The 16606-nt window shown below is 75.1% G+C and carries 1 protein-coding gene and 1 pseudogene; one reads left to right on the forward strand and one right to left on the reverse strand.

From position 1 onward, the window contains the following. Positions 1-10: 10 nt before the first annotated feature. Positions 11-799: a thioesterase II family protein gene (locus ACIQGV_RS00845; RefSeq protein WP_402488533.1), complete on the reverse strand. Its 789-nt coding sequence runs from the start codon at positions 797-799 to the stop codon at positions 11-13. Positions 800-1160: 361 nt separating this feature from the next. Here ACIQGV_RS00845 and ACIQGV_RS00850 point away from each other — a divergent pair. Further along, positions 1161-16577: pseudogene (locus ACIQGV_RS00850) on the forward strand (SDR family NAD(P)-dependent oxidoreductase); the annotation flags it as partial. Positions 16578-16606 lie beyond the last annotated feature (29 nt).

Raw genomic sequence — 16606 nt, forward strand, 5'->3', positions numbered from 1 at the left:
CCCGAGCGGTTCAGACGACCCCGCCCGGCACGGGCGCCGTCGACGACCAGCGGGCGATGTGCCGCCGCACGGTGTCGATGACCGCCTCCGGCTGGTCGTTGAGATAGAAGTGGCCGCCCGGGAACACCCGCAGCTCGAAGTCCTCCGAGTCGGTGTGCTCCCGCCAGGCCCGCGCGTCCTCCACCGGCACCTGCGGATCGGCGTCACCGATCAGCGCCAGCACCGGGTACGGCACCCGGGCACCCGGCTCCGCGCGGTACGCCGTCACGGCTGCGTAGTCGCTGCGCAGCGAGGGAAGGATCATGCGCACGAGGTCCTCGTCGCTCAGCACCCGGGCGTCGGTGCCGCTCAGCCGGCGGATCTCGTCGAGGATGTTCTCGTCCGTCGACAGCTTCCGCCGGGCCACGCACCCGCACGGCGGCGCGCACCGCCCGGAGACGATCAGCCCCAGCACCTCGACCCCGGTGCCCGGCAGCCGGCGCGCCACCTCGAACGCCACCGACGCGCCCATGCTGTGCCCGAACAGCGTCACCGGCCGGTCCGCCGACTCCACGATCGCCCGGGTCACCTGCTCGGCCAGCTCCGGAATGCTCTCGATGCCCGGCTCCTCGCGCCGGTCCTGCCGGCCCGGGTACTGCACGGCCAGGACATCGGTGTGCGGAGCGAGCGCCCGGGCCACCGGAAGAAAGAACGGGGCGGAACCTCCCGCATGCGGCAGACACACGAGTTGAGTGGTCGCCCCGTCGGCCGGCGCAAAGCGCCGAATCCACGACTTCGTTTCCCTCGATGCGGCAGTCATGACGATTCCGTAGCCTCATTCCGGCGTGCCCGTGGATGGGGAATTGGCACCGTCAACGTGCCAGTGGGACCCCCGCAGCGCAACCCCTAATCCCCGGACCCCGCAGGCCACAGCGGGTGCGTCACCGCCCTTAGGGGTGGTTCGGTCATACCGGCGCCGCTACCGTGGCGGCGTATTGGCGGACGGACGGCGTACGGGCACAGGGGATTCCCGAAAAAGCCGGGAGCCGATTCTTTTTCTCATTCGTGAAGTCCGCTTCACAAGTCCGCGGTAAAGGGCCGGCGCCGATTGCCGTTCCATGGCGGTGCGCCGTGCCGAGTTTCGACCGGAGCGATGGGTGACGTCGGTGGCAAACAACGAAGAAAAGCTGCTCAACTACCTCAAGCGCGCGACGGCCGACCTCCGTGACACCCGGAGGAAGCTCGGCGAACTGGAGGAACGGCAGCACGCACCGGTCGCCGTCGTCGGGATGGCCTGCCGCTTCCCGGGCGGCGTGACCTCGCCCGAGCAGCTGTGGCGGCTCGTCGCCGCCGGCGAGGACGCCGTCACCGCCTTCCCCGCCGACCGGGGCTGGAACACCGACGCCCTCTACGACCCCGAGCCCGGCACCCCCGGCCGGACCTATGTCCGCGAGGGCGGCTTCCTGCACGACGCCCCCGACTTCGACCCCGTCTTCTTCGGGATCTCCGAGCGCGAGGCGCTGGCCATGGACCCCCAGCAGCGCCTGGTGCTGGAGACGTCCTGGGAGGCGTTCGAACGCGCCGGCATCGACCCCCGGTCGGTGCGCGGCAGCCGGACGGGCGTGTTCGCCGGCGTCATGTACCACGACTACGGCTCCTGGGTCCGCCCCGTCCCCGACGAACTCGCCGCCTACCTCGGCAACGGCACCTCGGGCAGCGTCCTGTCCGGCCGGATCGCCTACACCCTCGGCCTCGAAGGCCCCGCCCTCACCGTCGACACCGCCTGCTCCTCCTCCCTCGTCGCCCTCCACTCCGCGATGCAGGCCCTGCGCCGGGGCGAGTGCACCCTCGCCCTGGCCGGCGGCGTCACCGTCATGTCGACCCCGGACTCCTTCGTCGAGTTCAGCCTCCAGCGGGGCCTCGCCGCCGACGGCCGCTGCAAGCCGTTCGCGGCCGCCGCCGACGGCACCGCCTGGGGCGAGGGCGCCGGCATGCTGCTGCTGGAGACCCTCGCCGACGCCCGCCGCAACGGTCACCGGGTGCTGGCCGTCGTCCGCGGCTCCGCCGTCAACCAGGACGGCGCCTCCAGCGGCATGACCGCGCCCAACGGCCCCTCCCAGCAGCGCGTCATCCGCGCCGCCCTCGCCGACGCGGGCCTGGCCACCGCCGACGTCGACGCCGTCGAGGCGCACGGCACCGGCACCACCCTCGGCGACCCCATCGAGGCCGAGGCGCTCATCGCCACCTACGGCAAGGACCGGGACCGGCCGCTGTGGCTCGGCTCCGTCAAGTCGAACATCGGGCACACCCAGGCCGCCGCGGGCGTGGCCGGCGTCATCAAGACGGTCATGGCCCTGCGCCACGGGGTGCTGCCCAGGACCCTGCACGTCGACGCGCCCTCCCCGCACGTCGAGTGGTCCCGCGGCCCGGTCCGCCTGCTCACCGGGGCGACGGACTGGGACCGCGACGAGGACCGCCCCCGCCGCGCCGCCGTCTCCTCCTTCGGTCTCTCGGGCACGAACGCGCATGTGATCCTGGAGGAGGGGGACGCGGAGCCCGCGGGTTCGCCTGGGGTGGAGGGTGCCGCGGTGCCGCTGGTGCTGTCGGCGAAGAGTGACGCGGCGCTCACGGCGCTGGCGGGGCGGGTGCGTGAGCATCTGGCGGAGCATGGGGACGACCCGCTCTCGGACGTGGGTCGTTCGCTGGTGGCGGGGCGTTCGGTGTTCGGGCGGCGGGCGGTGGTGGTCGGCCACGGCCGTGACGAACTCATGGCCGGGCTGGCGGAGCTGCCGGAGCCTCCGGTGGAGACGGTGTCCGGGGGCAGGACGGTCTTCGTCTTCCCCGGGCAGGGCACCCAGTGGGTCGGCATGGGCGCACGACTCGCCGAGGAGAGCGAGGTCTTCGCCGCCAGACTGGCCGAGTGCGCCGACGCCCTCGACCCGCTGACGGACTGGTCGCTCCTCGACGTGCTCCGCGACCCCGACGGCTCGTCCCTGGACCGGGTGGACGTGGTGCAGCCCGCGTCGTTCGCGGTGATGGTGTCGCTGGCCGCGCTCTGGGAGTCGTACGGGGTGACCCCCGACGCCGTCCTGGGCCATTCCCAGGGCGAGATCGCCGCGGCCGTGGTGAGCGGCGCCCTCTCGCTGGAGGACGGCGCCACCGTCGTCGCCCTGCGTTCGCAGGTGATCGCGCGGTCGCTGGCGGGTGCGGGCGGGATGATGTCGGTGGCGCTGCCGGTGGGGGAGGTGGAGCCGCGGCTGCCGGAGGGTGTGTCGGTGGCGGCGGTGAACGGTCCGCGTTCGTCCGTGGTCGCGGGTGATCCGGCCGGACTGGACCTGCTCCAGGCAGAGCTGGAGGCGGAGGGTGTGCGGGTGCGGCGGGTCGCGGTGGACTACGCCTCGCACTCGCCGCAGGTGGAGGGGATCCGGGAGGAGCTGCTGCGGGTGCTGGCGCCCGTGCGGCCGAGGGCGGCGCGGGTGCCGTTCCTGTCGACGGTGACGGGGGAGTGGCTCGACACGGCCGGCATGGACGCCGGCTACTGGTACCGGAATCTGCGGCACCAGGTCCGCTTCGCCGACGCCGTGACCCACCTGGCGGAGAACGGGTACACCGCCTTCGTCGAGATCAGCGCCCATCCGGTCGTCGGGATCGGGGTGCAGGACAACCTCGACCGGCTGGGCCGTCAGGGAGCGGTCGTGGGCACGCTGCGCCGGGGCGAGGGCGGTCTGGGCCGGTTCCTGGTCTCGGCGGGCGAGCTGTTCGCGCACGGGGCGGACGTCGACTTCACGGCCGCGTTCCCCGAGGACGCCCGCCGGGTCGACCTGCCCACCTACCCCTTCCAACGACGCCGTTACTGGCTCGACGACTCCCCGGCCGCCGGGGACGTGGCCGCCGCGGGCCTCACACCGACCGGACACCCGCTCCTCGGCGCCGCCGTCCAGCGCGCCGACGGCCAGGGCACCACCTTCACCGGCCGCATCGGCCTCGCCGGCCACGCCTGGCTCGCCGACCACGTCGTCGAGGGCCGGACCCTCTTCCCCGGCACCGGCTTCGTCGAACTCGCCGTACGCGCCGGGGACGGCGCCGGGCTCTCCCGCGTGGAGGAACTCACCCTCGGCACCCCGCTGGTGCTGCCCGCTCAGGGCTCCGTCACCGTGCAGGTGCACGTCGACCCCGCCGAGGACACCCCGGACCGCCGCGACTTCACCGTCTGGTCACGCCCCTCCGACGCCCCCGCCGACCTGCCCTGGACCCGGCACGCCACCGGCACCCTCACCACAGCGCCCGACCGCCCCGGCTTCTCCCTCGCCTCTCCCTGGCCGCCCGCCACCGCCGAGACCGTGGACCTGGACGGCCTCCACGACCGGCTCGCCGCCACCGGCCTCGCCTACGGCCCCGCCTTCCGCGGACTGCGCACCGCCTGGCTCGACGGCACCGACGTCCTCGCGGAGGCGGAACTCCCCGAAGGCCACAAGCCCGACGGGTTCGGCCTCCACCCCGCCCTGCTCGACGCCGCCCTGCACGCCGTCGGCCTCGGCGACCGGGCGAGCGGCACGGACGGACCCGAACTCCCCTTCGCCTGGCGCGACGTCGAACTGTTCGCCACCGGGGCGACCGCCCTGCGCGTCCGGGTACGGCCGGCCTCCGCCGGGTCCGTCACCCTGGAGGTCGCCGACGCCACCGGAGCCCCCGTCGCCGTGATCGGCTCGCTGGCGCTGCGCCCCGTCACCGCACGCGAGTTGTCCCCGGCGGCGGCCACCGCGCGCGAGGCGCTGTTCCGCGTCGAATGGCAGGAGACCGGCCGGGACGCAGAGCCGGACACCCGGCCCTGGACGCTCGTCGGCGGCGGGTCGCCGGCCGTGCTGCCGCCGGGCACCACGACCGCCGCCTCCTGGGACGACCTCACCGGCCCGGCCGCCTCCGGAGTCGCCGTCCTCACCCCGGCCCGCTCGGGCGCCGACCCCGACGCCGTCCACACAGCCGTCGCGTCCGTGCTGACGGACGTACAGACCTGGCTGGCACAGGAGCGGTTCGCCGACGGCACCCTCCTCGTCCTCACCCGCGGCGCCCTGGACGGCACCGACCCGGCCGCCGCCGCCGTACAGGGACTCCTGCGCACCGCCCAGCAGGAGAACCCCGGCCGGATCGTGCTCGCCGACCTCGACGGAGGCCCGCATCCGCTGCCGCCGCAGGCCGTGGCCCTCGGCGAACCCGAGATCGCCCTGGCCGACGGCACACTGCGGGTGCCGCGCCTGGTGCGGGCCGCGACGGACCCCCGCGAGACCGCCGCGGCCGGCGACGCACCGGCCTGGGACCCGGAGGGCACCGTCGTCGTCACCGGGGCCGGCGGCACCCTCGCCGAAGCCGTCGTCGGGCACCTCGTCGCCGAGTGCGGCGTCCGCCGGCTGCTGCTCCTCAGCCGCAGCGGCAGCACGGTCGCCGATCCCGGCGACGCCACCGTCACCGCCCTCGCCTGCGACGTCACCGACCGCGCCGCCCTCGCCGCCGCCCTCGCCTCCGTGCCCGCCGAACACCCCGTCACCGCCGTCGTCCACGCGGCCGGCGTCCTCGACGACGGCACCTTCGGCGCGCTGACCCCCGAACGGCTGGACGCCGTCCTGCGGCCCAAGGCCGACGCAGCCTGGCATCTGCACGAGCTCACCGCCGGACTCGACCTCACCCACTTCGTGCTGTTCTCCTCGCTCGCCGGGCTCGCGGGCAGCGCCGGACAGGCCAACTACTCCGCCGCCAACGCCTACCTCGACGCCCTCGCCCGGCACCGCAGGGCGGCCGGACTGCCCGCGCACTCCCTGGCCTGGGGCCTGTGGGGCAGCGCCAGCGGCATGACCGGCCACCTCGACGCCGCCGACCACGCCCGCATCAGCGGCAGCGGCGTCGCCCCGCTCACCACCGAGGACGGGCTGATCCTGTTCGACGCGGCCCTCGCCCGCCCCGAGCCCGTCCTCGCCCCCGTCCGCCTCGACCTGGCCCGGCTGCGCGCCCAGGGCGAGACCCTGCAACCGCTGTTCCGGGTGCTCGTACCGGCCACCCGGCGCGCGGCCGCCGCCTCCGCCGGCCCCGACTCCTGGCAGGACGCCCTGCTCGCCCTGCCCGAGGCACAGCGCGAACAGCGGATCCTCGACCTCGTCCGCGCCCAGGCCGCGGCCGTCCTCGGGCACGGCGACAGCCATGCCGTCGAACCCGGCCGCGCCTTCTGGGAGCTGGGCTTCGACTCGCTCACCGCCGTCGAACTGCGCAACCGCCTCGGCCGCGCCACCGGACTGCGCCTGCCCGCCACCCTGGTCTTCGACCACCCCTCGCCGCACGTCCTCGCCCGCTTCCTGCACACCGAGCTGGCCGGAACGGCGCCCGCGCCGGGCGTGCCCGCGGGCCCGCCCGCCGTCGCGGCCGACGACCCGATCGCCGTCATCGGCATGAGCTGCCGCTTCCCCGGCGGCGTCACCTCACCGGAGCAGCTGTGGCGGCTGGTGGCCGACGGCGTCGACGCCATCGGGGACTTCCCCCGCGACCGGGGCTGGGACGTCGACGGGGTGTACGACCCCGAGCCCGGCACCGAGGGCAAGTCCTACGTCCGCGAAGGCGGCTTCCTGTACGACGCCGCCGACTTCGACGCCGGGTTCTTCGGGATCTCGCCGCGCGAGGCGCGGATCATGGACCCGCAGGAACGTCTGCTGCTGGAACTGTCCTGGGAGGCGTGCGAACGCGCGGCGATCACGCCCACGTCCCTGCGGGGCAGCCGCACCGGCGTGTTCGCGGGGCTGATGCACCACGACTACGCCGCCGGCAGCAGCGGCGGCAGTCTGGTCTCCGGCCGGATCTCCTACACCTTCGGCCTGGAGGGCCCGGCCGTCTCCGTCGACACGGCGTGCTCGTCGTCGCTGGTCGCCCTGCACTGGGCGGCCCGCTCCCTGCGCTCCGGCGAGTGCACCCTCGCCCTCGCGGCCGGTGTCGCCGTGATGGCCACGCCGGAGATCTTCGTCGACTTCAGCCGGCAGCGCGGCCTCGCCCCCGACGCCCGCTGCAAGTCCTACGCCGACGCCGCCGACGGCGCCTCCTGGTCCGAGGGCGCCGGCGTGCTGCTGCTGGAGCGGCTCTCCGACGCCCGCCGCAACGGACACCGGGTGCTGGCTGTCGTCCGCGGCTCCGCCGTCAACCAGGACGGCGCCTCCAACGGCTTCTCGGCGCCCAACGGCCCCTCCCAGCAGCGCGTCATCCGCGCCGCCCTCGCCGACGCCGGACTCGCCCCCGCGGACGTGGACGTCGTCGAGGGCCACGGCACCGGCACGACACTCGGCGACCCGATCGAGGCGCAGGCCCTCCTCGCCACCTACGGCCAGGACCGCGAGACACCCCTGCTGCTCGGCTCGGTCAAGTCCAACATCGGGCACGCGCAGGCCGCCGCCGGTGTCGCCGGGGTCATCAAGATGATCATGGCCATGCGCAACCGGAGCGTGCCCCGCACCCTCCATGTCGACGCGCCCTCCGCACAGGTGGACTGGACGACCGGAGCGGTCGAACTGCTCACCGAGGAACACCCCTGGCCGGACGTGGACCGGCCCTGGCGGGCGGGCGTGTCCTCCTTCGGCATCAGCGGCACCAACGCCCATGTGATCGTGGAACAGGCCCCGGCGGACACACCGCCCCCGGCCGAGCGGCCCGCCGCCCCCGCCGTACTGCCCCTGGTCGTCTCGGGCCGCAGCCCCCAGGGCGTCAGGACCCTGGCCCGCCGCACGGCCGACCTGCTCGCCTCCGGCACCGACCCCCTCGACCTCGCCCGCTCCCTCGCCACCACCCGCGACGCCCTGGACCACCGCACGGTCGTCCTCGGCCACGACGCCGCCGAACTCCGCGCGGAACTGGAGCGGGCCGCCGCCGTGGACACGCCCGTCCGGCTCGCGGCGGGCGGCGGTCTCGGTTACGTGTTCTCGGGTCAGGGGTCGCAGTGGGCGGGGATGGCCCGTGATCTGTACGGGGCGTTCCCGGCGTTCGCCGAGGCTCTGGACGGGGTGACTGTCCTGTTGGACAAGGAGCTTCCGCGGCCTCTGGGGGAGGTGTTGTGGGAGGCCGACGGGGGCTTGCTGGATCGGACGGGGTTCACTCAGCCGGCGTTGTTCGCGGTGGGGGTGGCGTTGTTCCGGTTGCTGGAGTCGTGGGGTGTGTCTCCGGGTGTGGTGGGTGGTCATTCGGTGGGGGAGATCGCGGCGGCGCATGTGGCGGGGGTGTTCTCGCTGGAGGATGCGGTCCGGCTGGTGGTGGCGCGTGGGCGGTTGATGGAGGCTCTGCCGGGGGGCGGGGCGATGGTGGCGGTGCAGGCGTCGGAGGAGGAGGTGGTGCCGCTGCTGGGTGAGGGGGTGTCGCTGGCGGCGGTGAACGCGCCGGGTTCGGTGGTGGTGTCGGGTGCCGAGGAGGCGGTCCTCTCGCTGGTCTCCCGTTTCCCGGACCGCAGGTCGTCCCGTCTGCGGGTCTCTCATGCGTTCCACTCGGCGCTCATGGAGCCGATGCTGGAGGAGTTCCGTGAGGTCGTCTCCGGTCTCGAACTCAGGGCTCCGACCGTTCCGTTGCTGACGGCGGGTGATCCGTTGTCGGTGGGTTTCTGGGTGGATCATGTGCGTGACACGGTCCGTTTCTCGGAGACGGTGCGGCGGATGGAGGCCGGGGGGGTCACCACGTTCGTGGAGGTGGGTCCTGATGCGGTGCTGACCGCGATGGGTCCGGCGTCGGTGTCGGGTGAGGACGTGGTGTTCGTGCCGTTGATGCGCCGTGACCACGACGGACTCACCACCCTCCTGAAGGGGGCCGGTCAGGCGTGGACGCGGGGCGTCCCGGTGGACTGGTCGGCGGTCGTGCCCGCCGGATCCCTCGTCGATCTGCCGACCTACCCCTTCGAGCACCGCCGCTACTGGCTCCGCCCCACCGCCTCGGGCCCCTCCGCGACTCGGGGCCAGGACGCCACCGACCACCCCGTCCTCGCGGCGGTCCTGGACGACGTGGACTCCGACGGAGCCGTCCTCACCGGCAGCGTCGCACTGGACACCCACCCCTGGCTCTCCCAGCACCAGGTGCACGACACGGTCCTGCTGCCCGGCACGGCGCTGGTCGACATGGTCTGGCACGCCGGTGCGCGGGTCGGCGCCCCCGTCGTCGACGAACTCACCCTGTATGCGCCGGTCGTGGTCCCGGCCGAGGGCGAGACCCGGCTGCGCGTCACGGTCGGCGAGCGGTCCGCCGACGGCCGGCGACCGGTGACCGTGCACGGCCGGGCGCCCGGCGGCGACTGGATCCGCCATGCCGGCGGCACCCTCACCGACCAGGTCCCGGCGCCCGTCGCCCTGACCGCCTGGCCCCCGCCCGGCGCGACCCCGCTCGACGTCGCCGCCGCCTACGACCGGCTCGCGGACGCCGGGGTCGAGTACGGCCCCCTGTTCCGGGGCCTGCGGGCGGCCTGGCAGCAGGGCACCGACCTCTTCGCCGAGGTCGCCCTGCCCGAGGACACCGACACCCACGGCTTCGCGCTGCACCCGGCGCTGCTCGACGCCGCGCTGCACGCCGGTGCCTTCCGGGGCGCCGACGGGCTGCCGTTCACCTTCGGCGGAGCCGCCCTGCACCACGGCGGCGCCACCCGCCTGCGGGTCAGGCTGACCCCGCGCGGCGACCACGAGGCCGCGCTCGCCCTCGCCGACTCCGACGGCACCCCCGTCGCGACGGTCCGGTCGCTCACGACCCGGCCGGTCACCGCGCCCGCGGCCGACCGCTCGCTGTACCGGCCGTCCTGGACCGAGACTCCGGCCGGCGTCCCGTTCACGGGGACGCTGGACCTCGTCGACGACCTGGCCGAGGCCGACGGCTCCCCGGACGTCGTGGTGCTGCGCGCACCGCGCCCGGCGGACGGCACCCCGGCGCCCGCCGCGGCACGGGAGGCCACCGAGCAGGTGCTGGCCGCGCTGCGCACCTGGCTCGCCGACGAGCGCCGGACCTCCTCACGGCTCGCGGTCCTCACCCGGGACGCCGCGCCGGCCGTCCCCGCACCCGACCTGGCCCAGGCCGCCGTCTGGGGCCTCGTACGGGCCGCGCAGGCCGAGCACCCCGAGCGGTTCCTGCTGCTCGACACGGCCGCCGGAGCACCCCTCACGGAGGACACCCTGCGAGCGGCGCTCGGTCTCGGCGAGCCCGAGGCACGCGTCGTCGAGGGCGCCTTCCTCGTGCCGCGCTGGCACCGGGCCGAGGTCTCCGGACCGTCCGTGTCCGTGCCCGCCTCCGTGCTCGTCACCGGCGGCACCGGCGGCCTCGGCGCCGCCGTCGCCCGCCACCTGGCGGCCGAGCACGGCGTACGGGAACTGGTCCTGGTCAGCCGCCGCGGCATCGAGGCGCCCGGCGCCGAGGAACTGCGTGCCGGCCTCGTCGAACAGGGCGTACGCGTCACCGTCGTGGCGGCGGACCTCGCCGAGCGGGACGCCGTGGCCGCACTGCTCGCCGACCATCCGGTGGAGGGCGTGGTCCACGCGGCCGGCGCGCTCGCCGACTCCCTGGTGGAGTCGATGACCCCCGAGCAGATCGGGTCGGTGTTCCGCCCCAAGGCGGACGCCGCCTGGCATCTGCACGAACTCGCGGGCCACCTCGCCCTGTTCGCCCTGTTCTCCTCCGCCACCGGCGCCGTCGCCCCGGCCGGACAGGGCAACTACACCGCCGCCAACGCCTTCCTCGACGCCCTCGCCGAGCACCGTGCCTCGCTCGGCCTGCCCGCCCTCTCGCTGGCCTGGGGCATCTGGGACGGCGACGGCATGGGGAAGCGGCTCGACGAAGCGGGCCTGGAGCGCGTCCGGCGCACCGGCATGGCGGCCCTGACCGCCGAGGAGGGCCTGGCCCTGTTCGACGCGGCCCTCGCGGCCGGCGGCCCGGCCCTGGCACCGGTCCGCCTGGACACCACCGTGCTGCGCCGCCGGGACGCCGAACTCCCCGTCGTCCTGCGGGACCTGATCCGCCGCCCCGCCGAAGGTGCCGCGCCCGGCGCCGGGCCGGCCTTCGCGGCACGGCTCGCCGCGCTGTCCGGCCCGGAGCGGGAGAGCCATGTGCTCGGCATCGTCCGTGCCGAGGTCGCCGCCGTCCTCGGCCATGACAGCGCCGACGCCGTCGAACCACGACGGGCCTTCACCGACTTCGGGTTCGACTCGCTCACCGCGGTCGAGTTCCGCAACAAGGTGTCCGCGGCCACCGGGCTGCGGCTGCCCGCCACGGTCGTCTTCGACCACCCCTCCCCGCGCGCCCTCGCCGACCACCTGCTGGCGACGGCCCTGGAAGCGGCCCCGGCCCGCACCGCGACCGCCCCGGCCGCCGCCGACCCCGACGACCCGATCGTGATCGTCGGCATGGGCTGCCGCTACCCCGGCGGGGTCGCCTCCCCCGACGACCTGTGGCAGCTGGTCCACGACGGAACGGACGCGATCTCCTCCTTCCCCGGCGACCGCGGCTGGGACGTCGCGGCCCTGCACGGCACGGGCCCCGGCCAGACCTACACCGTCGAGGGCGGCTTCCTCACCGGCGTCGCCGACTTCGACGCCGACTTCTTCGGGATCTCCCCGCGCGAGGCGCTGGCCATGGACCCGCAGCAGCGGCTCCTGCTGGAGACCGCCTGGGAGTCGTTCGAGCACGCGGGCATCGACCCGGAGTCGCTGCGCGGCACCGACACCGGCATCTTCGCGGGCGTCATGTACCGCGACTACGGCAGCAACCTGATCTCCGTACCCGACGAACTCCAGGGCTACTTCGGCAACGGCACGCTCAACAGCGTGGCCACCGGCCGGGTCGCCTACACCCTGGGACTGGAGGGCCCCGCGGTGACCGTCGACACGGCGTGCTCGTCGTCGCTGGTCGCCCTGCACTGGGCGGCACAGGCGCTGCGCTCCGGCGAGTGCTCGCTGGCCCTGGCGGGCGGCGTCACGGTGATGGCCACGCCGGGCACCTTCGTGGACTTCGCCCGCCAGAACGGGCTCGCCGCCGACGGCCGCTGCAAGTCGTTCTCCGCCGACGCCGACGGCACCGGCTGGTCCGAGGGCGTCGGACTGGTCGTCCTGGAGCGGCTCTCCGACGCCCGCCGCAACGGCCACCGGGTGCTGGCCGTCGTCCGTGGCTCCGCCGTCAACCAGGACGGCGCCTCCAACGGCCTCACTGCCCCCAACGGTCCCGCCCAGCAGCGCGTGATCCGCGCCGCGCTGGCCCACGCGGGCCTCGCCCCCTCCGACGTCGACATCGTCGAGGCGCACGGCACCGGCACCCGGCTCGGCGACCCCATCGAGGCGCAGGCCCTGCTGGCGACCTACGGCCAGGAGCGCACCACCCCGCTGCTGCTGGGCTCGGTCAAGTCCAACCTCGGCCACACCCAGGCCGCGGCCGGTGTCGCGGGGATCATCAAGATGGTGCAGGCCATGCGGCACGGGCAGGCGCCCAGGACCCTGCATGTGAGCGCCGCGACGGACCAGGTCGACTGGACCGGGGGCGCGGTCGAACTCCTCCTGGAGGAGCGGCGGTTGCCGGAGGTGGACCGGCCCTGGCGGGCGGGCGTGTCCTCCTTCGGCATCAGCGGCACCAACGCCCACGTCGTCCTGGAGCAGGCCCCGCCCGCCGAACCGCGACCCGCTCCCGCCCCCGTACCTCCGCCCGTGCTGCCTCTCGTGCTCTCCGCGAAGACCGGGCACGCCGTCCGGAGCCAGGCCCGCCGTCTGCTGGCCGCCCTCGACGGCGCCGAGCCCCGGGACCTGGCCCGCGCGCTGGCCACCACCCGCGCCGCCCTCCCGCACCGCGCCCTGGTCGCGGGCCGTTCCGCCGCGGACCTGCGCGCCGGGCTGGAGGTCCTCGCCGCGGGCGGCAACGCGGCCGGTGCAGTGGCCCGGGGCACGGTGTCCCCGGGCGGTCTCGGTTACGTGTTCTCGGGTCAGGGGTCGCAGTGGGCGGGGATGGCCCGTGATCTGTACGGGGCGTTCCCTGCGTTCGCCGAGGCTTTGGACGGGGTGACTGTCCTGTTGGACAAGGAACTGCCCCGGCGCCTCACCGAGGTCATGTGGGACACGGAGAAGACCTTGCTGGATCGGACGGGGTTCACTCAGCCGGCGTTGTTCGCGGTGGGGGTGGCGTTGTTCCGGTTGCTGGAGTCGTGGGGTGTGTCTCCGGGTGTGGTGGGTGGTCATTCGGTGGGGGAGATCGCGGCGGCGCATGTGGCGGGGGTGTTCTCGCTGGAGGATGCGGTCCGGCTGGTGGTGGCGCGTGGGCGGTTGATGGAGGCTCTGCCGGGGGGCGGGGCGATGGTGGCGGTGCAGGCGTCGGAGGAGGAGGTGGTGCCGCTGCTGGGTGAGGGGGTGTCGCTGGCGGCGGTGAACGCGCCGGGTTCGGTGGTGGTGTCGGGTGCCGAGGAGGCGGTGCTTTCGCTGGTCTCCCGTTTCCCGGACCGCAGGTCGTCCCGTCTGCGGGTCTCTCATGCGTTCCACTCGGCGCTCATGGAGCCGATGCTGGAGGAGTTCCGTGAGGTCGTCTCCGGTCTCGAACTCAGGGCTCCGGCCGTTCCGTTGCTGACGGCGGGTGATCCGTTGTCGGTGGGTTTCTGGGTGGATCATGTGCGTGACACGGTCCGTTTCTCGGAGACGGTGCGGCGGATGGAGGCCGGGGGGGTCACCACGTTCGTGGAGGTGGGTCCTGATGCGGTGCTGACCGCGATGGGTCCGGCGTCGGTGTCGGGTGAGGACGTGGTGTTCGTGCCGTTGATGCGCCGTGACCACGACGGACTCACCACCCTCCTGAGGGGTGTGGGGCAGGCGTGGACGCGGGGCGTCCCGGTGGACTGGTCGGCGGTCGTGCCCGCCGGATCCCTCGTCGATCTGCCGACCTACCCCTTCGAGCACCGCCGCTACTGGCTCGAACCGGGCCCCGCCACCGGCGACCTGGCCGGGGCCGGGCAGGAGGCGGCGGACCATCCGATGCTCGCCGCCGTGATCCCCTCGCCGGACGCCGACGCCGCCACCCTCACCGGACGCGTCTCCACCCGCACCCTGCCCTGGCTGGCGGACCACGCCGTGCACGGAGTGACCCTGCTGCCCGGCACCGCCCTCGTCGAACTCGCCCTGCGCGCGGGCCGCGAGGTGGACGCCGGTGCCGTCCAGGAACTGACGCTGGAGGCGCCGCTGCTGCTCCCGGACACCGGGTCCGTGGCGCTGCGTGTGGACGTGGCCGCGCCCGACGGGACCGGACGGCACCCCGTCAGACTGCACTCGCGCGCCGACGGCGGCACCTGGCAGCGCCACGCCAGCGGCTACCTCGGCACTCCCGCACCCGGCACGGCGGCCGCCGACCCGACCGCCTGGCCCCCGCCGGGCGCCGAACCGCTCGACGTGACCGGCGCCTACGACGCACTCGCCGACCGCGGCTACACCTACGGCCCCGCCTTCCAGGGCCTGCGGGCCGCCTGGCGGCGAGGCGAGGAGACCTTCGCCGAGGTGGCGCTGCCCGAGCACACCGAACCGGCCGGCTACGGCATCCACCCCGCCCTGCTGGACTCCTGCTGGCACGCCCTGCTCCTGGACGCGGCCGACCGGCGGCCCGAACTGCCCTTCGCCTGGACCGGGGTGACCCTGCACGCCACCGGGGCCGCACACGTGCGCGTGCGCATCGCGCCCTCCGGCCCGGGCACCACGACCATGACCGTCACCGACACCGCCGGGCGGCCCGTAGCCACGGTGACCGGACTCGCCGTCCGGCCCGTGTCGGCCGACCAGCTGTCCGCCCGCCCGCGCTCCCTGTACCGCATGACCTCCGTACCGGTCGCCGTACCGGAGGCACCCGTCGCGGACACCGGCGGCGGCCCGGCCGTGCTCGGTGAGGACACCCTCGGACTCGGCCTGCCCGTGCACGCCGCCCCGGCCGACGTGCCCGACCCGGCGCCCGGCGTCCTGGTGCACCACTGCCCGCCGTACGACGGTCCGGTTCCGGACGCCGTGCGCGCCGCGACCCTCGGCCTGACCGCCCTGCTGGCGCAGTGGCTCGGCGAACCCCGGCTCGCCGCCACCCGGCTCGTGGTCGTGCTCGGGGACCACCTGAGCCAGGCGCCGCTCGCCGGGCTGGTCCGCGCCGCCCAGGCCGAGCACCCCGGCCGAATCACCCTCCTGCACCCGCACACCCGGGACACCCGCGCGCTCCTCGCCGCCCTCGACGGCGACGAGCCCGAACTCGTCGTCGGCGACGGCACCCTGGAGGCGCCCCGCCTCACCCGGATCACCGATCCGGCCGAGACCCCTCCGGTCCTCGAAGGCCCCGTCCTGATCACCGGCGGCACCGGCGGGCTCGGCGCGCTCCTCGCCCGCCACCTCGTCGACCGGCACGGCGTGCGCGACCTGGTCCTGCTCAGCAGGCGAGGCCCTGCCGCCCCCGGCGCCGAGGAACTGGCCGCCGAACTGGCCGGGCAGGGCGCCCGGGTGACCCTGGAAGCCTGCGACGCCGCCGACCGCGACACGCTGGCCGCCGTGCTGGTCCGCCACCCCGTGCGGTCGGTCGTGCACGCCGCGGGCGTCGTCGACAACGGCCTGCTCGCCTCGCTGACCCCCGACCGGATCACCGCCGTGCTGCGGCCCAAGGCGGACGCCGCCTGGAACCTGCACGAACTCACCGCGGACCGCGACCTGTCGGCGTTCGTGCTGTTCTCCTCCTCCGCAGGCACCCTGCTGGGCGCAGGACAGGCCAACTACGCCACGGCGAACGTCTTCCTCGACGCCCTCGCCCGCCACCGCCACACCCTCGGCCTCCCCGCCCTGTCCCTGGGCTGGGGTCTGTGGGAGGCGGAGTCCGGGATGGCCGGAGAGCTCGACGAGGCCGGCCGCCGGCGCATGCGGCGCCTCGGCATGCCGGCCATGGCCACCGAGGAGGCACTCGCCCTCTTCGACGCGGCCCTCGGCCTGCCCGACGCCGCCGTGCTGCCGATCCGGTTCGACACCGCCGCCCTGCGCGCCCGCGGCGACGACCTGCCCGCTGTCCTGCGTGCCCTGGTGCCGCGGCCGGTCCCCACCGCCGCCACCGCCACGACGGCCGCGGCGGACGCGGCCGGCCTGCCGGCGCTCCTCGCCGGCCTGGACCGCGAGCAGCAGTACGCCCACCTGGACCGGCTGGTGCGCGGCCACGCCGCCGCCGTGCTCGGCCACGCCGACGCCGACCGCATCGACCCCGGCCGCGCCCTGCGCGACCTCGGGTTCGACTCGCTCGCCGCCGTCGAGCTGCGCAACCTGCTCGGCGCGGCGACCGGGCTCACCCTGTCGGCCACACTGGTCTTCGACCACCCGACGGTCGAGGCACTCACCCGCCACCTGGCCGACCAGCTCCTGGGCCCCGACACGGACCCCACCGCGCACGCCCTCGCCGAGGTCGACCGGCTCGCCGGGGCGCTGCTGCACACGGACGCCGACCACCGGAGCGTCACCCGACGGCTGGAGGCACTGCTGCGGCAGTGGCGCGAGAGCGGACCCGAGGACACCGCCGGGCCCGTCGACGTCGCCACCGCCACCGACGACGAACTGTTCGCCGCACTCGACAACGAACTCGCGGACTGACCGCCCATGGGGCCGACCCCCGGGACACC

Origin of the sequence: Streptomyces sp. NPDC093094 (assembly GCF_044754345.1) — a bacterium.
Classification (GTDB): domain Bacteria; phylum Actinomycetota; class Actinomycetes; order Streptomycetales; family Streptomycetaceae; genus Streptomyces.

Excerpts from the sequence above, each read along its gene's own strand:
- ACIQGV_RS00845 (WP_402488533.1), bottom strand. The coding sequence starts at position 799 with ATGACTGCCGCATCGAGGGAAACGAAGTCGTGGATTCGGCGCTTTGCG.